The 20,684-nt window shown below is 49.8% G+C and carries 16 protein-coding genes; 11 read left to right on the top strand and 5 right to left on the bottom strand.

All coding sequences use genetic code 11. The annotated features are described in order from the left end of the window. Window positions 1-60 precede the first annotated feature (60 nt). The 5 genes from ACYQ2L_RS07910 (at window position 61) to ACYQ2L_RS07890 (ending at window position 8,802) form a co-directional block, all read left to right on the top strand. Window positions 61-1,896: a glycoside hydrolase family 5 protein gene (locus ACYQ2L_RS07910; protein WP_460053666.1), complete on the top strand. Its 1,836-nt coding sequence runs from the start codon at window positions 61-63 to the stop codon at window positions 1,894-1,896. 413 nt (window positions 1,897-2,309) lie between these two features. Beyond that, window positions 2,310-4,433, top strand: coding sequence for a hypothetical protein (locus ACYQ2L_RS07905; RefSeq protein ID WP_460053663.1), 2,124 nt, complete (start codon window positions 2,310-2,312; stop codon window positions 4,431-4,433). Window positions 4,434-4,551: 118 nt separating this feature from the next. Further along, a complete protein-coding gene (locus tag ACYQ2L_RS07900) occupies window positions 4,552-6,018 on the top strand; it encodes an ABC transporter permease subunit (RefSeq protein ID WP_460053661.1) in 1,467 nt (488 codons plus the stop codon). A gap of 11 nt (window positions 6,019-6,029) precedes the next feature. Continuing rightward, window positions 6,030-7,040: a carbohydrate ABC transporter permease gene (locus tag ACYQ2L_RS07895; protein ID WP_460053659.1), complete on the top strand. Its 1,011-nt coding sequence runs from the start codon at window positions 6,030-6,032 to the stop codon at window positions 7,038-7,040. Between the two features lie 25 nt (window positions 7,041-7,065). After that, window positions 7,066-8,802 carry a type 2 periplasmic-binding domain-containing protein gene (locus ACYQ2L_RS07890; protein WP_460053658.1) on the top strand — a complete coding sequence of 579 codons (1,737 nt, stop codon included), beginning with the start codon at window positions 7,066-7,068 and terminating at the stop codon, window positions 8,800-8,802. A gap of 66 nt (window positions 8,803-8,868) precedes the next feature. On the opposite strand, the gene ACYQ2L_RS07885 is transcribed toward ACYQ2L_RS07890, so the two are convergent. Then, entirely contained in the window at window positions 8,869-10,332 is a 1,464-nt protein-coding gene (locus tag ACYQ2L_RS07885; protein WP_460053656.1) for a DUF5107 domain-containing protein, read from the bottom strand. A gap of 148 nt (window positions 10,333-10,480) precedes the next feature. Between ACYQ2L_RS07885 and ACYQ2L_RS07880 the strand changes: the two genes are divergently transcribed. Next, on the top strand, window positions 10,481-11,662 hold the full coding sequence (locus ACYQ2L_RS07880) for an aminotransferase-like domain-containing protein (protein ID WP_460053655.1): 1,182 nt from the start codon (window positions 10,481-10,483) through the stop codon (window positions 11,660-11,662). A gap of 7 nt (window positions 11,663-11,669) precedes the next feature. Here the strand turns inward: ACYQ2L_RS07880 and ACYQ2L_RS07875 are convergent, their stop codons facing one another. The 4 genes from ACYQ2L_RS07875 to ACYQ2L_RS07860 all read right to left on the bottom strand — a co-directional run bounded on the left by ACYQ2L_RS07875 (window position 11,670) and on the right by ACYQ2L_RS07860 (window position 15,423). Next, window positions 11,670-12,632, bottom strand: coding sequence for a ring-cleaving dioxygenase (locus ACYQ2L_RS07875; protein ID WP_460053652.1), 963 nt, complete (start codon window positions 12,630-12,632; stop codon window positions 11,670-11,672). Between the two features lie 156 nt (window positions 12,633-12,788). After that, the gene (locus ACYQ2L_RS07870; protein WP_460053651.1) at window positions 12,789-13,340 is read right to left on the bottom strand and encodes a hypothetical protein; all 552 of its coding nucleotides are present in this window, start codon (window positions 13,338-13,340) and stop codon (window positions 12,789-12,791) included. Window positions 13,341-13,391: 51 nt separating this feature from the next. Further along, window positions 13,392-14,711, bottom strand: a complete 1,320-nt coding sequence (locus tag ACYQ2L_RS07865) for a sensor histidine kinase (protein ID WP_460053650.1) — start codon at window positions 14,709-14,711, stop codon at window positions 13,392-13,394. Window position 14,712: 1 nt separating this feature from the next. Next, a complete protein-coding gene (locus ACYQ2L_RS07860) occupies window positions 14,713-15,423 on the bottom strand; it encodes a response regulator transcription factor (RefSeq protein WP_460053649.1) in 711 nt (236 codons plus the stop codon). Window positions 15,424-15,545: 122 nt separating this feature from the next. Here ACYQ2L_RS07860 and ACYQ2L_RS07855 point away from each other — a divergent pair, with 122 nt between their 5' ends. From ACYQ2L_RS07855 to ACYQ2L_RS07835, 5 genes are read left to right on the top strand one after another with little or no spacing between them, the layout of a single operon-like run. Further along, window positions 15,546-16,967, top strand: a complete 1,422-nt coding sequence (locus ACYQ2L_RS07855) for a TolC family protein (protein WP_460053648.1) — start codon at window positions 15,546-15,548, stop codon at window positions 16,965-16,967. Then, window positions 16,964-18,223 (top strand): efflux RND transporter periplasmic adaptor subunit, encoded by a 1,260-nt coding sequence (locus ACYQ2L_RS07850; protein WP_460053647.1) that lies wholly within the window; start codon window positions 16,964-16,966, stop codon window positions 18,221-18,223. The genes ACYQ2L_RS07855 and ACYQ2L_RS07850 overlap by 4 nt, the downstream gene beginning before the upstream one ends. Then, entirely contained in the window at window positions 18,220-18,891 is a 672-nt protein-coding gene (locus ACYQ2L_RS07845; protein WP_460053646.1) for an ABC transporter ATP-binding protein, read from the top strand. Before ACYQ2L_RS07850 ends, ACYQ2L_RS07845 begins: the two co-directional genes overlap by 4 nt. Continuing rightward, the gene (locus ACYQ2L_RS07840) at window positions 18,888-20,102 is read left to right on the top strand and encodes an ABC transporter permease (protein WP_460053644.1); all 1,215 of its coding nucleotides are present in this window, start codon (window positions 18,888-18,890) and stop codon (window positions 20,100-20,102) included. The genes ACYQ2L_RS07845 and ACYQ2L_RS07840 overlap by 4 nt, the downstream gene beginning before the upstream one ends. Further along, on the top strand, window positions 20,095-20,679 hold the full coding sequence (locus ACYQ2L_RS07835) for a hypothetical protein (protein ID WP_460053641.1): 585 nt from the start codon (window positions 20,095-20,097) through the stop codon (window positions 20,677-20,679). Before ACYQ2L_RS07840 ends, ACYQ2L_RS07835 begins: the two co-directional genes overlap by 8 nt. Window positions 20,680-20,684: the final 5 nt, after the last annotated feature.

The following is a 20,684-nucleotide window of genomic DNA, read 5'->3' as shown; positions in this document are numbered from 1 at the left end:
AATTGATTCTGTCAAGGTGTAACGATACACTATGGTGAAGTGGTTAAAAGGAGAGGTGACATGAAACGAGGAATGGCAGGTGTGCTGGCCGCAGTATTTCTGATTACGGGATTGGTAATGCTGACTGGCTGTCAGGGTGAGAAAGGTGTTCCGGAGAAACGGCAAAGGCTTTCAGCAAACGGAATCGAGACCTATGATCACGGGTACATGCGGAAGGATCTGACTGCGCTGGAGCTGGTGCATCTAATGGGCAATGGTATCAATCTCGGAAATACCATGGAAGCATGGGGGAGGCCGGCACTGGGATTAACCGCGGATGTTTCTGCTTATGAAACCTTCTGGGGACAGCCTGTTACAACTCAGGAAATGATCAGTGCAATGAAAGAAGCTGGGTTTGATTCACTGAGAATTCCGGTGGCCTGGACCAATACAATGGACTATGAAAATGGTGATTATACAATAAGGGAAGATTACCTTGATCGTGTTGAAGAGATTATAAACTACGCCTTGAACGAAGATATGTATGTAATGGTCAACGCGCATTGGGATGGAGGTTGGTGGGGCATGTTCGGCTCCGCTAATCCTGAAACCAGGAAGGCAGGGATGGATCTGTATATTTCAATGTGGACACAGATTGCAGAGCGCTACAAGGAATATTCGGATTATCTCATGTTTGTATCTGCGAATGAAGAGCTCGGAGACAGGCTGAATGAAATCCATGTAGTTCCGGATTCGAATACTCTCTCCAGGGATGAATGTTATGAGATTACAAACCTTATCAATCAAACTTTCGTCGATACAGTTCGTGGCACTGGCGGCAATAATGAAGAGAGATTCCTGATAATTGCAGGCTATAATACCGACATTGAGCATACCATAGACGATAGATTTGTAATGCCCAATGATTCAGCAGTCAGCAAGTTGCTTCTTGCAGTGCATTATTATAATCCATGGGGGTATACCGGAGGTCCAAGTATTTCGCGCTGGGGAACCCGGGATGAGTTTGAAGAACAGAATTATCTGCTGGAAAAAATGACGAAATTCACCGAGCAGGGATATGGTGTCGTATTCGGAGAATATATGGTTCATCTGGCCGCCGATGGAACTATCAAAGAGAATGCCACTGATTTTATCAATAATTTTCTGGATAACATGGATCTCTACGGTTATGTACCAATGCTTTGGGATCATGACACCTCGTTTGTGAAATCAGGTGAACCAGGATTCTTCGATGTAGATCTTGCAGCTCTTTTTGCCGGAAGAAGCCGTGATGCACGAGCTGACTGGACCAGAGAAGAAATCGAGGCTGCCGCAAGACGATCCATGGCGAGTGCATTGAGACGTGCTGAAGAGCGTGACAGGACTGCGATAGCAGCCGGTGAGCTGGCAAAAATAGATGCGGATACTGCAATTGCCTGGATAATGTTCAACAGTAATGACTGGGCGATCACCTACAGTGTCGGAGATGTATATCAGTCGAACTCCAAAACAGATGGACTTGAGGCTTTGGATGCTTTTATTACAGAGTCCGGAACCTATACGGTTTCCCTTGACTTTACAGGTACAGGAGCCGGTTATGCAGTGAGTACTGCGTTTTCTGCACTGGGTATCTACAACGGAGAGCTGCTGTTTCCTGATTACATAGTAAGCATCAGGGATGTTCTGGTGAACGGGGAATCCTATGAACTCAATGGTGAGCCGTTCACAACCAGTGATGACAGCATTACAACCAGGGTTAATCTGTACAATGGCTGGGTGAGTCAAATTCCGCCTGAAGCCCGCACAATGGATGACAGTAGAGAGAATCTATCTGCAACTATTCTGGATAACCAGGATCCGGAACTGCAGCGGATTGAGACCCTGGAAGTAACCTTTGATTACGGTCCGCGGATGTAGCTTGAGGCAATGTGACGAGGCGAAATAGATCTATCGGGAGCGCTGCACATCGCTTTCCCGGTGGTTTTATGCTGAAGATAGTGTAACGTTACAACCAAGAATTTATGTCTAAATTGTCTAATAATGGTCGGTTTTGACCCTCGAATATAAATATTCAGATTAGGTGTAACGTTTCACTTGACAATTCAAAAAATGGGGACTTATACTGCGAATTGAGAGTACAGAGATTATCAACGGGTGCTTGTTTCTGGATTTATTGGAATATCGAATTATAGGGATATTCCCGGTTACAGCCCTTCTGTGCAGTGTTCAATTCCGTGTGTACTGATGACCCTGCAGGGCATGTATGTGCGCTGCAGCCGTAGAAAAATAGGGAATTACTTGGTGAAAGCCAAGATCAAGGAGGGCTGAAAATGAGAAGGAAGTTATTATCTGCACTGGTAATCCTGGTGTTACTGATCAGTGTTGCACCGAGTGTGTTTGCTGACAGCCAGGACACTGCATATTTGATGTATGCAGATGCAGGCTGGACCTATCAGTATTGGGGTGAAGACGCTGAAGGCGGTATTCAGGTATCAAATGCAACAGTTACCGGTGCTGGGGACTACAGCGTCGGAATTGACTTCAGCGGTACCGAGACAGGGCAGGCCGAAGGTCTGGCATTTGCTGCGGTAGGCATTATGACAGGTGAAGAAACCTTTCCGGGCTACTTCATAGAGATTACATCAATCAAGGTGAACGGTACTGAAGTCGATTTTTCCAGGGGTTATACCAGTACCGATGACGGCATTACTACCCGCATGAATATCTATAATGAATGGGTAGGTGAGATTCCGGATGAGGCCAGAAGCTTTGACGGAGATCTGTCAGATGTTTCTCCGATAATCATTGATAAAGCTGATTTTTCTGCGGTTCGTTCAGTCGAGGTTGCTTTTACACTGCACGAAGGAAGCGCAGATACTGCATTCCTCATGTATGCTGATGGAAGCTGGACCTATCAGTACTGGGGTGATGAAGCGGAGAATGGAATTTCCGTTACAAATGCAGTCGTTACCGGCGCCGGCGTTTATACCGTGGGCATAGATTTCACCGGTACAGAAGACGGGCAGGCAAGTGGGTTAGCGTTTTCTGCAGTAGGAATTGCCGCTGGTGAGGAAACCTTCCCCGGTTACTTCATAGAGATTACATCAATCAAGGTAAACGGCTCGGATATTAATTTTGCCAAAGGGTTTACCAGTACTGATGATGGTATTACCACCCGCATGAATATTTTTAATGAGTGGGTAGGTGAAATCCCGGACGAAGCCAGGAGCTTCGATGGTGATCTCTCCGATGTATCACCAATCATTATTGATAAATCAGATTTTGATGCAGTTCAGAAGATTGAGGTTACCTTTACCCTGCATGTCGGTTCAGCCGACACCGCATTCCTCATGTATGCAGACGGCGACTGGACCTACCAGTACTGGGGTGGAGAAACTGAAGATGGCATAATTGCAAATAATGCTACCGTCAGTGGTGATGGCTCCTACACTGTAGGGCTTGATTTTACCGCAACAGCGGCTGGAAGTGCCAGCGGAATTGCCTTTACTGCTCTCGGAATCGAAACCGGAGAGAAAACGTTCCCGGGTTCATTCATCGAGATTACAGCAATTCGGATCAATGGCAGCGAAATCAATGTTGACAGGGGCTATACCAGTTCAGATGACGGGGTAGTAACCCGAATGAATATCTTTAATGAGTGGGTCGGTACGCTCCCTGAAGAAGCCAGAACACAGGACGGCAATCTGGAGGATGTAAGCTGGATAATCGTTGACAAGGCTGATTTCGAGAATGTCAGGACAGTTGAGGTTGATTTTGATTTCATTGTTGGTGACGGCCCTGCAACTGCAGAAGAGATTGATGTCGAAGCGGCACTGGCTGCTGATTACAATGCCTACTTCGGTGTTCAGACCGTATCCTACACTTTCCGCAATGCCTGGAACGATTCATACGGCATTGATACTCCGAACTGGGATCGTTTGACCGGCTGGGATGAAGGAAACGTTGAAGTAAACTACGGAGGCAGTCTGACAGATGCTGTGATCACCGGCAACGGTACATATACAGTTTCTCTGGAATTAGGCGAGATGGGTTTCGGCAGTGATCAGGAATTTAATATGCTGTTCGTATCTACCGATATTCCTTCAGCGCTCTTTATACAGGAGCATCTGGAAGTCAGTAATGTTCTTACCTCCATGGATGGCGGAACACAGCGGGAGTTCACCTTTGTAGATACCGAAGAGCGCTATGCCCGTATTACTGTCATGAATACCTATAACAACGAGGTAGGTACAGAAACCATACCGTATTCCATGCCAAAAGAGCGCATAGACATAACTTTCACCATCAGCGGTTTCGACCGGGATGCTGCTCCAGCACCAGCTGCTGCTGAAGGACTCTCTGCAGCTGCTATAATCGGGATTATTGCTGGTTTGATTATTGTACTTCTGGCTGTCGTAGTTCTACTTCGAACAAAAATGAAGAAGAAAACCTGATATTCTGAGTTAAGCGGCCTGCATCAGCAGGCCGCCTTTGGCTCTGGCATGACTGACTGAATGCCCGCTGCTGTACAGGTGAGTTCAGTCAAATATTCGGATAATAAAGGCAATGATTATGAATACTATTGAAAGGCAGACAGGAAAAGCTTTTACCCCGGTACCGATTCTCTACATGCTGAGTCGAGGGCTGATTCTGTTTTCCTGTTTGGCTATGTTTTTTCCTGCATTCAACCCGGCTCGAATCTCTGATCGCATCGGGCGCGGGGTTTCACTGTTTACGACCGGTGTCTCGTATGCCGGACTCACATCCCGGTTTGAACGGGCCTTTATTCAGGGGTGGGTTGATCGTTCAGTCTTTGTACTTTTAATGATTGCAGCCGTAATCATTATAATCGGAGTAATTCTCTGTGCGATTGGTGCATGTATGTCCCTGGGTAACAATCGTATGCGCTTGAGTGGTCACAAGTATCCACTTATCGGTTCTCTGGTAATGATGGCAGGCTTGACAGGGGTGTATTTTGCATACCTGCAGCTGGTTACCGCCGGTGAGGCTCTCCGGCTTGAACCATCATTCCCTTCATATTTCTCAACGTATCTGACAATTTCGGTCATACTCCTTCTGGTATCTATTACAATTACAATGTTCGAAAGATATTCCGGTGAAGAACTGGAAAAAGAAAGTGCAATGCCGGAGAAATATTCCCTCTTTCTTATGCTGCTTCCCATCATTGTTCTGGTCTTTCTGTTCAGTTATCTGCCCTTATGGGGCTGGCGATATGCCTTCTATGACTACACAGCCGGTGGTGTACTTTCCAGAGAGAATTTTGTTGGCTTCAAGTGGTTTACATTTCTATTCCAGAACAGGGCAACTCTCAATGATCTGCTGAGAGTAATGCGTAATACCCTGGTCATGAGCGGTCTCGGTATAGTCACCAGCTGGCTGCCGGTAGCCTTTGCCATTTGTCTGCATGAACTGCGCAGCAGCAAGCTGCGGCGGGTTGTTCAGACCTTCACTACAATTCCGAATTTTATAAGCTGGGTACTGGTGTATGCTATAGCCCTGGCGATTTTTTCTACTGATGGCTTTCTGAACAGTATGCTGGACATGCTGGCCGGCTCAGGAAACCGGACGAACTGGCTCATGACAGGTGACAATACCTGGATCAAGATGCTTCTCTGGGGAACCTGGAAATCTGTCGGCTGGAGTGCGATCGTCTACATTGCTGCTATCGCCGGGATCGATCCTCAGCTCTATGAGGCCGCCACCATCGATGGCGCTGGACGATATCAGAAGATCATTCATATCGTGATTCCGGGAATACTGCCGACATATCTGGTTCTGCTTCTGCTGCAGATTGCCGGGGTATTGTCTAATGGACTCGAACAGTATCTGGTTTTTCTCAATCCGCTGAATAAGGATACGATTGAAGTGCTCGATCTGTATGTCTACAACATAGGAATCAATGACGGCCGGATTCCTCTTTCTACCGTTGTCAGTATGGCCAAGTCGGTAATCAGTGTTGCGCTTCTTTTCATTGCAAACCGTGCATCGAAAATTATCCGCGGTCATAGCATTATTTAAGGAGAACTACTATGGATGACATAAAAAAACTGGTAGCGAGCGAGGCAGAAAATACAGATATGCAGAACAAGAAGAAATTCCTGGAGGGCGGGCTTCTGGCCTATTTCAGGAAAAAGAAGAACGCCATACTCTACAAAAGAGGTGTCGATGAAATAATTTTCGACACATTTAATGTGACTCTTTTTGTTGTGTTTACCTTACTGTGTATATTTCCGTTTTATTACATCTTTATAAATACAGTTTCGGACAACAATCTGGTAGCCAGGGGAATGGTCAACTTCTATCCAATCGGGTTTAATCTGTCCAATTATTTTGCCTTGCGGGATATTGCCGATCTCGGCACTGCCTTTATTGTAACGATTGGACGGACTGTGATCGGTACGGCATTGATGGTTGTGGTCAGCGCTCTTGCGGGCTACCTGGTTACCAAGCCAAAGATGTGGCTTCGAAGTTTCTGGTACCGCTTTCTCGTGGTTACCATGTACTTTAATGCCGGACTGATCCCCTGGTACCTGAATATGATGATGCTGGGACTCACCAATAACTTCCTGGCATATCTTCTGCCTATGATGGTTGCTCCGTTCAATGTGATTCTGGTCAAGACCTATATTGAATCGATTCCTATAGAGATGGAGGAGAGCGCATTCATGGATGGTGCCGGAAGATTTACGATTTTCCGAAAAATCATATGGCCTCTCGCAACGCCGATTCTGGCAACCATAGCAGTATTCGGTGCCGTAGGACACTGGAACTCATTCCAGGATTCTCTGATTCTTATGCAGAGTGCACCGAATCTCTATACCCTTCAGCATCGCTTGTTTATCTACCTGCAGCAGGCTTCCAATCTGGATGCGATCATGCAGGGAGGCGGAGGCTCATCGCGTGCATTGAGTAATGTGCTGAATACCAAGGTGGTGCGTTATACTGTGTCAATGGCCACCGTTATTCCAATTCTACTGGTGTATCCGATCATGCAGAAGTTCTTTGTGAAGGGAATAATGCTTGGAGCAGTCAAGGGCTGATTATTTCAATAAAGAGGAGAGAAATATGAATAAAGGTACAAAGCATTTGTTTCTGCTTCTTAGAGCAGGTCTTCTAACAGTTTTTATGCTGATTGCAATCGGCTGCCAGAGATCGGGTGATTCGGATCTTATAACCCTGAACGTGTATTCACAGCTGGCAAATTACAGCGGGATACAGACGGGATGGTATGCCGCTCTGCTTGAGGACAAATTCGGGGTGCGTTTGAACATAATTCCTGATACGGCTGGAACCTATCAGACACGGGTGGAATCCGGTAACCTCGGAGACATAGTTGTCTGGGGCAATAACGGCGCAGATTATCAGAATGCGGTACGGCTTGGTCTGCTTTTTGATTGGGAAGAAGATGATATTGCCAAAACCTATGCTCCGAATATCTGGAACAATGCCCAGACCGCCCTGGAAGCAAACAGGGAAATTTCCGGAACCGGTAAGATTTACGGTCTTGGACACAGACTGGCCCGCAGCATGCAGAATCATGAGAGCTTCTTCTACACATGGGATATACGCTGGGATCTCTACGATCAGCTTGGACGCCCTGAGGTCACAGATCTTGACAGTTATGTTGAACTCATGAAGAAAATGAAGGAAATCAATCCCGTTGATTTCCGGGGTAATCCGACTTATGCCGTTTCACTGTGGCCGGATTGGGATGGTACCATGGTTATGTATCCTAAATCACTGGCAACCGCTTATTACGGTTATGATGAAATGGCTATCGGACTATATGATCCTGAAGATGGTACGCTCTATGATGCCCTGGATATAGATGGCCCGTATATAGAGGCCCTGAGGTTTTTCAACAAGCTTTTTCAGAATGACCTGCTTGATCCTGACTCTGCCTCACAGACCTTCCAGCAGATGTCAGAAAAATTACGAAACGGCGGAACCTTCTTTTCAATCTTTGATTTCAGCGGTTCACTTGGTTTCAATACCCAGGATAATATGAACAACGGCATGATGATGCTTTCTCTGGTTCCATCCGAGGCAAGCCCGGCAGTGTATGGAATGAGTACTCTGGGAGGCAACCGGGTCTGGTCTATAGGCGCTGAAAGCCGCTACCCTGAATTGAGCATGGAGATACTGAACTGGCTGTACTCGCCAGACGGAGCAATGAGTATCTGGTACGGTCTGCGTGATCTGCACTGGTACTATGATGAGGATGGTTATACCCACCTGACTGAACTCGGTCAGACCGTACGGGATAACCCGAATCATGATCAGGCTGGAGTGGAGTGGACCAGCCCCTATAGTGGTGAAACCTACATGCTTGGCGCTTCGTTTAATGATGGTATGCTGCAGGTTAACAACACCACATGGGTACTGGACAGTGTTAATCCGGATTCAAACGGAGAAACATTTAATGTAGAAAGCTGGAAGAGCCAGCAGAACCCGCCAAGGAACGATATGGAAGCCAGTTGGCGGGAGTTTACCGGGGCGAATAATACCCAGGAATACATGTCCAGCGGAAATTATACCGTAATTCCAGCAACAAACTATGCCGAAAGCGTTCGTTCAGATGAGCTTGAGGTTACCTGGAATCAGGTGACAACAACTATAAATAACTTTTCATGGCGGGCTATGTTTGCCAGAAGCGATGCGGAGTTTGACCGGATAATCCAGACAATGATCAGGCAGTGCAATGCTTATGGCTATGACAAGGTTCTGGAGTGGAGCCTGAATGAGGCAGCGATACGATTCCAGCTGCAGCAGGATTTAAAGGCACTTGAAGCCGGGAACTGATTTGGCTTGCAACAGCAGCTGCAGATTTTACTATGCAATTCTGCAGCTGTTGCTGATTTTATTATTTTACAGTATGAAATCGTACTGTAGCAGTACTTCGCCTGACTTCCGGAGCTCAAGCCTGTATTCACTGGATGGAAGTTCCGGTAGCAGTATGCTTTGAGGGCTGTCAGGCTGGGAAACATGCTGTTCACTCATCAGGGTTTCACCATCCTTCAGGACATGGATTGAGTAGTTCTCTTGCGGTCGAGACAGAAAAGTATAGATCTTCAGATCTGTATTTTCCGTTTCCTCGTTCTGTACAAGCAGAACAGCAGCATTCTCGTTCGCGTAACTGATATCAGCCAGTCCGACCGTGGGATAGTAGTACTCGGTCCAGCTCATGGTCTCATGTGCATCCAGTCGGGCGCTTTCAAAGAATTTTCGCGAGACACCTGACCACAGCTCAATATACGGACGCGCAGCGGAAAAAGAACTTGCGAAGGGATTTATACTGCTCCCTTGATTATGCCCCCATGTCCAGAACTTGAGACCTGGAGTTGCAGTGTTGTCCCCAATACGGATGATCGCCTGGTTATTGTCCCGGTTCAGAACTGCATACCAGTTTTCCTGCATATAGGGATAGGCATATAGAATACCCATATCACGCCAGTCAGTCATCTCGGAGAAATTCTCGAATGGCTGAATGCGTTCAGTCCCCATCCAGCGTCGCGGTGCATAATCAATCTCCACAAGCTCAAGCGGCATTATCATTTTTGCGGCCTCGGTGGTTCTGGTGTTCTGGGGCTCGGATCCCGGAGCCAGGGTTAGACAGGTCCAGTATTCATACTCAATGGAAACATCCCGATTATTGATCAACTCAACCTCCATCTCGGCAACAGCAGATCCCTGTCGCAAGCGATAGGTCACCACTACCGTCATTCCGGTGGTGCCGTAGGTGAAGCTTGCAGGTGTCCGCGGTGGATTCGGAGCGTCATCGGTGAACCACATTCGCACCGCTGCATCTTCCGTCCCATCCTGCAGAATCTCATACTCCCAGGGCTCAATCCAGGATTTTCCGTGTTCTGCTTCAGGAAAGGTTGGGAATACACCGCCGTATACCTTGAGCCAGTCGTAAAAGAATGTACCATCACCAAATGCGAAGGGTGTTCCGACCGGATTCTGGTACAGTTGTTCAGTCCCGGTAGGTTTATAGTAGTAGGACAGCATGCGGCCACCATATTCCGGCAGCAGGGTAATTGCAGTATAGGAATTTTCCAGTACGATCACATCGAATTCTGCATCGACGATGTTAGGTCCACCCCTCATGGCAGTGTTATCGGGCTGTACATCTACATCCCAGTGACGCCACAATATCTGCTCCCTGAGAACTCGTACACCCTCAAATTCCCCGGTAGAAAGATAGCTGTAGAAATCGTTGTAGGGGTCTATATCCGGACTGTCCGCTGTAAAAGACAGGTGATAGCAGGAGCTTGCCAGCATCATCATCAGGACGCTTGCCCCTGTGCGAATAAATGTAAACTTGTGCATACCGTACTGTACAGTGAAAATATCGAACCTGCAATCTTTAGCAGCATGCAACGTCTGTTGAGAAGTCTTCCGGGAGATGTTTTTACTTCCCGGCATTGGCATCAGACTGGAACTGGTATCGGTTTGTGGTTTCTGCTATATTCCATTCATGGAAATACCGTTTTCTGACCGCATGGCCGATGTGCCGAAATCCTTTATCCGCGAAATACTCAAGACCACTGTTCGGCCGGAGGTTATCTCGTTTGCCGGAGGGCTTCCAAACAGAACCCTCTTTCCGGTTGAAGAAGTCAAGAACGCAGCTTCTGCTGTGCTGGATGAATATGGTGCTGAGGCCTTGCAGTATGCAACATCAGAAGGACTGGCCGGGCTGCGCAGCTGGATAAGCCGCCGCTATCGTGAACGGCAGGGTCTGGCTGTTCCCGAAGAGAACATAATTATTACTACCGGCAGTCAGCAGGGACTGGATCTGATTGCTAAAATTCTGGTGAATGACGGTGACTGTCTTGGCATTGAAGAACCCGGGTATCTCGGGGCAATTCAGGCCTTTTCGCTGTACCGTCCTCGTTTCTGTCCGGTTCAGCTCAACTGGGATGGTCTTGATCACAGTGCTCTGCAGAATACTCTGGCTCTTCACAGACCAAAACTATTCTATGCCGTACCGAATTTCCAGAATCCCTCAGGAATCTCGCACTCAAATGAAAGCAGGGACCGCTCTGCCGAGCTATTCCGTGAATACGGGACTCTTCTCGTTGAGGATAATCCCTATGGTGAGATCCAGTTCTCTGGATCTGTTTTGCGCTCCTACGCAGCTCGAATTCCGGAGCAGACCATACTACTTGGTTCCTTCTCCAAGATTTTTGTTCCCGGCTTCCGCCTGGGCTGGATAGCCGCCCCGGATTATCTCATTGAAAAGCTGATTGTCGCCAAGCAGGCCGCAGACCTGCATACCAACTATTTCAGCCAGCGAATTCTGCTGCATTATCTTGAGAACAATTCGATCGATGACCACATCGAGCGAATATGCGCAGTGTATGCCAGGCAGAAAGATGCCATGATGCAGGCAATCCAGAATTATTTTCCGAATTCCGTGCAGTGTTCCCGGCCGGATGGCGGTATGTTCCTTTGGGCGGAACTGCCGCCGGGCATGAATGCCAGAGCCCTGTTCGATAAAGCAATAGAACAGAACGTAGCATTCGTACCCGGGGATCCTTTTTACACCGATGGACGTTCGGCAAGCAGCATGCGTCTCAATTTCTCTTGTGTGAATGAAAAGCAGATCGAAACGGGAATCGAACAGCTGGGGAAACTGATTTATGCTGAGTTGAGCTAAGCTGCCTTCAACGGTATTCCTCAGTGGAGATACTGCTCAAGGGAATCAGCCCGGCCTCAATCTGTTCTCGCTGCTGTTCATACCAGGGTGGTAGAATCAGTTTTTCGCCTAATGCAGCAGGATTTTCGTCTACGGCGAAACCAGGACCTTCTGTAGCAAATTCACAGAGTGCACCGCCGGGTTCGCGGACATATACAGAGGTGAACCAGAAGCGGTCAATGTGTTCAGTCGGATTCCCATGCGCCGAGATAACCTGCTGCCGGATCAGTTCCAGCTCTTCGGTATCTGACCCACGCCATGCAACATGATGTACCGAACCCACACCCCACTGACCTCGGGCTGCCTGAGGGTCGTGCTGTATATCAATTCTCTGTCCTGATTTTCCAGCGCCTACAGTCCATCGCTGCCAGCCATGTTCTTCCTGCTTCTGCCGGAAACCCATGGAAAGGGAAAGAAACATGCTGCTGTTTTCAGCATTTCTGGCCGTCATTCTGATTCCCGCCAGGCCGTTGATCTGATGCTCCTGCGGAACAGGGCTGTTCTTCCAGGAAGAGTAGAGCGCTGTTTCGGGGAGCTCTGCCTCGACAAGAGCCAGCTGCATGCCATGGGGATCGCGGAAGGGCAGTACTTTTTCCGAAAAACGGGTTTCTGCCTCGTCGTGATCGACGGAGAAGCGCTCAAAACGTTCTTTCCAGTATGCGAGGCTTCCTGGCGGAACGCTTAGACTGACTTCCCCCCAATTACCGGCACCGTGCTTCCCCCTGTCCATCTGCGGCCAGGGAAAAAAGGTGAGATCGGTTCCGGGGTTTCCGTCTGCATCTGCAAAAAAGAGATGATAGGTATCCGGTGCATCCTGATTTATGGACTTCTTGACGAGCCTCATGCCAAGTACACCCTGATAGAACGCAAGATTCTCCTGCGGATTACCGGCGATCGCGGTTATATGATGAATGCCTTTTGTGGTTATCATTATGTAGCCTCCAGCAGTAAAGTTCCGTAAACAATCGGCTGTAGTCAAGTAAATATGTCATATATTGAGAGCCGTATATACAGGAAGATCTGCCGGCATGTAAAAATGCCGGCAGATCATGGTGTATGAAATAAGGTGTGTGCAGATTGAGCTGATTTATCTGCGGGATCTCATGCGACCAGCTGCTGCCGGGGCAGGCTGTTGGGCGCTGCGTCGCTCGATCTGGCGTTCCGCTTGAGGGGCCATCGGGCGTCGCATTGCCTGAGTCTGCGTGTTGGTTTGTGTCTGCATCGGCCCTCTGCCGCGCTGAAACTCATCTGAATCCGACTGTACAGCGTTTTTCCGCTGTCCGGCGCCTGCCCACAGTGGCATGCGGTTTTCGCCCCAGAACTCCATTGTTTCACCACCGCTTTGAATACTGATCGGGGCGATGGTATTGCGGTGAACAAATCCATCGACTACTGCCTGGGCTCCGTCGGTCAGAGCCAGATCTTTCTCATGTCGATATCGGCCCATAAGCAGCTGATACAGCTCGCTTCCACTTTCCAGAAACCATTCAGCATCCTGGTAGCTCAGGCTGCCTTCGAGGCTTTGCCGCGCGCCATCTGCTGCAGTTTCCCTTCCAACCGGACGAGCTTCAGCTGCTGTCAGCTGCATAGCAGCCATACCAATCAACAGAGCCGAAAAAATCAATTTTTTTGAGTTCATATTGAACCTCCTTCTAAAATCTGATGCAAGGATACGCAGTGGATGTGAATGCTATATGGCACTATCGTGAAGACTCTGTGAAGAACCGAGTATCTGTATGCAGAAGCTTGTAGCTTCATTATTGCTCTCCACCCTGATTGCTCCCCCGTGCAAGGCACAGATTCGTTTTGCGATGGTAAGTCCCAGGCCTGATCCAGGACTGTTTCTCGCATATTCGCCTCGATACAAGCGCTCGAAGAGCCGTGGGATATCTTCCTGAGGGATCTCCTGGCCGTTGTTGCTGTTCTGAATGCAGATTTCTGTCATGACTGGATCTGTTTCCGCGGATTGCATACGTATATGGATTGTACCGCCATTCTGGCAATGCCTGACCGCATTAGCCAGAATGTTGGATACTGCCCGGTACAGCAGCGGCTCATTGCCGTAGAGCATCGTGCACGAAACATCCTCGGTCCATTGCAGCTTCTTTTTCTGCATTTCGATTTCGAAACGCTGCTGCAGTGCCTGTGCAAAGTCCCGGGCAGGGAACTCTTCGGCTACCAGCTCTTTCCTTGGCTCTTCAAGCTGCATGAGTTCATCAAGATCGTTGATAAGGCGTTCCATGCGCTCCAGTTCTTTCAGTGTGCCGGAAATCCGTGCAGGATCAGCGGTATAGACACCATCGACAATAGCTTCAAGCTGTGACCGGATGGAGGCGACGGGGGTTCGGAGATCATGGGTTACATCCTGCGCCCATTGGCTTCTCAGGCGTTCCTCGTCTGCCAGGCGCTGCATAAGCATGTTCGCAGACCTTGCTATGAGAACAATCTCTTCGGTTCCGGTTTCCGGGATCTGTTTGTCCCTCTGCCCATGTGCAATTGAATCAAGACCTTGCGCAATCCTGGCGGCTGGACTGGTCAGGCTGCGGGTAAAGATCCAGGCTGCGCCTGCTGCGGCTATGAGAGCCGCAATGCTTCCGATAATGGCAGTCATGAACATGGAGTCGGCCAGTGCCTGATTAGCGGCATCATTTCTGAACACCGGATTGCCTGCACTGTAGTAACCGACAATGCCCTCGTTCTGTCTCAGCGGCGTCGGCGGGCCCATCGGGGCCTCCCGCCGGCGGCCTTCTCCACGGTTGCTGGCGATTACATTTCCCTCGCTGTCATAGACGGTAAAGGGAATATCTATAGGCAGTTCCGTACCGCCCTGTCGGGTCTGTAGGATCTGGCGCGCATTCTGCTCTATCATGCCGCTGCGGCGCTCGCTCCATACACTGGTTGCCTGCCGGTATCCAATGGTTAATGCTGCTGCCAGAATGCAGATCATTACCAGGAAGCTGGCCAGGAATGCGAGAAAGGTTCTTCTGAAAAGGCTGCCGGGCTGCTGCATATTACTGCTTCTCTTGACCGTTAAAGCGATAACCGAAACCGCGGACTGTTTGTATCCAGGGGATTCTGTCGAGCTTACTGCGGATATTCTTGATATGGGTATCTATGGTTCTCTCGGAACCCTCCGCCAGATAATCCAGGCATACCCCGAGCAGGCGGTCGCGTGAAATAACGACGTGTCCGTTTTCTGCAAGATAGCTGAGGATTTTCCACTCAGCAGCAGTGAGCTGTATCTGCCGGGAATCGTGCAGACATAGGTGCCCGGCCGGTTCCAGTTCAAGAATATGCTCGGTTTCGTTTTCAGATTCCCTGAGGGTCCAGTTTTTAACGGATTCTCCAGATGTACGTGCCGCTGAGCTTCTGCGGAGAATCGCCTGTACCCGGAGCATTAATTCCTTGTTTGAGAAAGGCTTGATCAGATAATCATCTGCACCGACTTCAAAACCGGTGATTCGGTCGGACTCCGAGGTTCTGGCCGTCAGGAAAATAATCGGAACCGAAGAAAAGCTTCTGATTCTCCTGGCAGACAGAAAGCCGTCTCCATCCGGAAGCATGACATCCAGTATAAGCAGGTCTGGCTGTTGCATGCGGACCGCATCCTCAAGCCCTCTGAGCCTTGGGAATGCGCTTACGCTGTGATTATCCAGTTCCAGATAAGAGCAGATAGTATCCCGCAAGCCGTCGTTGTCTTCAATTACAAATATTCGTGCCATATATATACTATAAGCCTCATGCTCAGGTCTGCCCACATTATGTGAAGTATATGAGGTTCAACTTCATACAATCTTCATATTCTCTTCGTACAGGCTTCGTTTTAGCGGTGTATCCATACTTCATGAGTAATAAAGGAATACAGGGATTCTCCCTGATGGTGCCGTTACTGGTGCTGGCGCTTCTGGGTTCCGCATCGTTGAGTGCTGCAGAATTGCCGCACATTACAGAAATTCTGGATGTTCTTGATCAGAGCTCCCAGGTTGCGTCTGCCCGGAATTCGTATGATCGGGCGGCTCGAAATCTTCGCGACATGGGCTATGCAGGGGATGTGAAGGTATCAATTGATCCTGGCTGGCAGCTAAGCCGGGACCTGGCAACTCCGGATTATGTGCAGACGATCTCCGGAAACCTCGCACTCGAAATTCCTCTTGGTATTTCAGTCAGCAGTAGAGACGGAATACTTGCTGCGCAGCAGGAGCTGGAACTGCAGGCGATTCTGCTTGAGCATGCCTATGAGCGTGCCTTCCAGCAACTGATTTCGCTATACGCTGATTTTTACAGTCGAATAAAGGAATTACCGGTTTTGATGCTGGAGCAGGAAGCAGCCACCATGGAGCTTGCTGCTGTGGAAGCGCTGTACATGAGTGGTGAGAAATCCTTCTCCGAGTTTCTGCAGGCACGAAATGGTTTGTCCAGAGCTGAACAGAACCTCTATTCAGGCAGGGCCAGTGCATCGCAAACCTTACAGGAGCTTCAGCTGCGATTTCCGCATCCTGCCCTGATTGCAATCGATAATCTTGAGGCTATTCAGGCCTTATCCGACCCGTTTTCGGAAATGGACCTGCCTCATCCTGCAGCACCTTCAGAGCTTGGCGCAGATTCCCTGGTGTTGAGTATGCACCCGGCTATTGTAGAACACAGCTTTGCTCTGGCACGTGCGCAGAATTCAAGCCCGGGCTCCTCAATCGCAGAAATAGCACTGAGCATGATTCGACTCTCATTTACGGGAGAAGGGCATTCAGCAGCCGCTCAGTACAGTCCTCAGCGCTCAAGTATTACCATGTCCTATTCGCCGCCTGACTGGATTATCGGTGACAGCAACAGCAACAGCGGCAGCGGATCATCATCTGCTCAGTCCAGCCGCATCAACCTCAGCGCAGGAGCCAGCCTGTCTTATTCATTTGGAAGCGCCAGACAGTTCCAGCAGGAGGCAGATGCTGCTCTCATCAGGAATCTGGAACAGCGACTGGGGGATGCGGTGCTGAACCTGAGGCTGAGTCTTGAAAACACGTTCCGAAGGTACCTATCTGCTGAACTCGAGGCCGAGGCTGCAGTAGAAAATCTGAACAGGGCTACAGATGTGTATGAAATCGAGCTGCTCAGGCAGGAACTTGGAACCAGCACGAAAGCCGATGCAGCCGCAGCAAGGGCCTCACTGCTGCGGGCTGAATATCAGGTTGCGCGAACAGAAATTGCAGCCAGGCAGGCTTTGATTGGGTATTTGATAGAAGGAAATATGTTCAAGGGAGTAGTTTTACCATGAAAAAAAAGACAAACGGAGCATTGCGGCTGGTGGCCGCAGTGCTGATTCTGAGCGGCGGAACAGCCGGTGCTATGTGGTGGTTTGAGTGGGGTTTGTTTGCAGCTGCTTCACATGCTGGCAATACTGCAGAGCAGGCACCTGAACGGGTGGCAGCAGCAGAGGGAACGGTCACCGTCAGCATAGAGCGGCCATCGCTGGTTGAACCCTATCTCGTCAGAACCCTTCGTGCTCCCAGTGGCGGGGAGATTGTGTATATAGCCGAAAGCGGTAGATACGCTGAAGCTGGTGATGTACTGGTGCGCTTTAACAGCACCCAGGCAGAACGGCAGGTCCGTACGGCAGAATTGCAGCGTAATGACTCGCGACTGCAGTTCGAGCAGTCTGAAGCAGCTGTTCACCAGGCGGAACAGCTACTCGCGGAGCGCGAACGTTTGTTTGAACGTGAGGCTATCAGCAGGGATCAGTTGCAGGCAGCCAGGGATCAGTTGAGTACCGCAGTATTCCGAATGGAGTCAGCACGAATTTCACTGGAGCGTGCTGAGTTGAATCTGGAATCTGTACGCGATGATCTCGCTGCACTTAGCCTGCGAGCCCCCTTTGATGGTACCGTGCTCTCCACAGCACTGCAGGTCGGGGATTGGGCCGGGCAGAATACCACCTTGCTCAGTTTCGGTGATGTGCAGCGACTTCGCTTTATTGCGGAAATTGACGAGTACGATATAGGTAGGGTGGAAATCGGACTGCCGGTGCAGATTCGCAGCGACTCTCTTGATGGGCTTGTGCTGCGGGCCCAGCTGGAGAGTATCAGCCCCGAGGCTAAAATTGTCAATAATATATCTATTTTTACAGTATCAGCTGTGGCAGAGAATAATGACAGCAGACTGCGGCCCGGTATGACTGCTGATCTTGTAGTCGTAATCGCCAGAGACAGTGGCATCGTCGTGCCTGGCAGGGCAGTGAGTACGGTCAGAACACGTCATTATGTGGATGTTGTCCAGGAAGACGGTGAGATCGAGACGCGCAGGGTCGAACTCGGGGCTTCAGACGGCATGAATACCGTAGTACTCGAAGGACTGGAAGCAGGAGAAATTCTGCAGCTGCCGGAAAGTATAGGAGTCCTGCCGCCAACAGTGGCTGCAGAGCCGCTGCCGACTCAAACAAACTCAACCATAATCCCCTTGCCGGGAAGCAGCCGGACTGATGGAGCTGCCCCTGCACCAGCTGGCGGCGGTGGCGGCGGCGGAGGCAGGCAATGATACAGATACGTGAGCTGCACAAGCATTATCAGATGGGCCCGTCTACTGTGAAAGCCCTGGATGGCGTCAGCCTTGAAGTGAATCAGGGAGAATTTGTAGCAATTATTGGTCCGAGCGGGTCAGGAAAATCAACCCTCATGAATATTATTGGCTGCCTGGATACTCCAGACAGCGGGTCCTATCTGCTGGCTGGTGAAGAAGCCGGTAATCTTGACCGAAACTCCCTGGCAGAAATTCGGAACAGGCATATAGGCTTTGTGTTTCAGACCTTTAACCTTCTGCCAAGGGCGAGTGCACTGGAGAATGTCGAGCTGCCCCTGGTCTACAGAGGCTTGCGCGGCAGGGAGCGGAAAAAGGCGGCAATTGAAATGCTTGAGCTTGTCGGGCTTGGAGACCGCATGGATCATCTGCCGAATGAGCTTTCGGGTGGACAGAGACAGCGGGTAGCAATAGCTCGAGCCCTGGTAGGAAATCCCGGAGTAATACTTGCAGATGAACCGACTGGTGCGTTGGACTCGGTAACCGGGGAGGAGATTATGGCTTTGTTCAATGAGCTGCATGCCAGCGGGAGCACGCTTGTTCTGGTCACACATGATCAGAAGCTGGCAGAGCGCGCACCAAGAATCATATCGCTTCTGGACGGCCGGATTCAGGAGGATGCATCATGATGTATGAAAACGCGGCAATGTCATTCAGGAGCATCAGATCAAATAAGGTGAGAAGCTTTCTGACTGCACTGGGGGTAATGATCGGTGTGGCATCTGTAATTGCCCTGACGGCCCTGGGTGAAGGCGCACGGGTTTCTGTAGAAAAGAATATTGGCGACCTTGGTGCGAATCTTTTGATTATTTATTCCGGCGAACCGCGGGGATCGTCGTTAATACGAACGCGGACCACCAATATAGCGCCCCGGCTCACCCCTGATGATCTTGCGTTTATCGATAGCCTCGGCGAAGAATATGTCTCCCGGACAGCCCCGGAGTCTACGGTAAATGTCCAGCTGAAATTCGAGAACCTCAATACCTCGGCAACCCTTGTGGGGACTGATCCTGATTATCCCGCTGTGCGGAATTTCTTTCCGGTGTATGGTGCTTTTTTCAGTGAGCTGGATATGGTAAATCGCAGTAACAATGCGGTTATAGGAGTCCAGATTTACCGGGATCTTTTTCCGGATGGCCGAGATCCGCTTGGGCAGACAATTCGTGTGAACGGGCTTCCCTACCGGGTAATCGGGATTATGGAGGAGAAGGGGTCTCTCGCACAGGATTCATCCCTGTTTATTCCGTTTTCTGCGTTTCAGCGCAGCCATTCAGGGGCAGATAATTTTGCAGTGATCAACGTACAGGCTGCATCCACTGCAGTTATGTACGAGCTGCAGGAGATGATCGAGCATGAGATGCTGCGAGACCGAAACATATTTTCCATGGAAGATGCTGATTTCTATATCTCGAATCAGCTGGATGTAATCGGGGCAATGACTGCAGTCACCGGTACCTTTACCCTGCTGCTGAGTGGAATTGCTGCCATAAGCCTTCTGGTTGGAGGCATAGGGATAATGAATATTATGCTGGTCTCGGTAACCGAGCGGACCCGTGAGATCGGGGTCCGGATGGCGTTAGGAGCCAAGTCAAGGCATATACTCACGCAATTCCTTACCGAAGCTGTTCTACTGTCTGCCGGTGGCGGATTAATCGGTGTGGGCCTTGGGTACATAATTTCACATGGGGCTCAACGCTTTGCAGGGCTTGCTTCCTATGTGTCACTTGATTCAGTTGCATTGGCTTTGTCCTTTGCAGTCGCCATCGGCTTGTTTTTCGGCGGCTACCCGGCGTACCGGGCAGCTCAGCTCGATCCAATAGAGGCATTACGTTATGAATAGACAATCAGTATTTTTAATAATTACCATGATAGTAAGCGGACTGGCGCTCCTGCCGACAGCAGAAATCTCGGCCCAGCAAAAGCATGGTGGGGGCCAGCCCGGGGTTGAGGCAGGGACGGGAATGGGACAGGCAGACAGTGCACAACAGCGTGCGGACCAGGAAGCAATTACTGATCTTGGCCGTCTGTTCGGATTTCTGCTCCGCATGGATCAGGAAGAACCCCATCTTGCCCTGAATTCCAGCCAGATCAGTGCTGTTCTGGGAGTCATGAATACCGTCAGGAACAGTTCAGTAATCTCAGGGGACATGGCCCGTGACATTACCATAGAAATTGAGGATGATATTCTGCTGCCGGCCCAGCTCATGTACACCGATCGACTGTTCCTCCAGCGAGATCAGGGCAGATCCGGAGATTCCGTGGCAGACTCCGGAGCAAGCTCGGCCAGTCAGCGGCAATCGAATCGCGGCGCTTCGGTCAGCGCACCGCTCAGCAGTTCAAATCCCTTCCTTGATCGTGATCGAGCTATGGGAGCTGATTTCCTGGATCTGTATGATTATCTGAAGAGTAAATTGTGAGCGCA

It is taken from the genome of Spirochaeta dissipatitropha (genome assembly GCF_054657935.1).
Note: the sequence above shows the minus strand (reverse complement) of the source record. Positions and strands in the feature narration are given on the sequence as shown.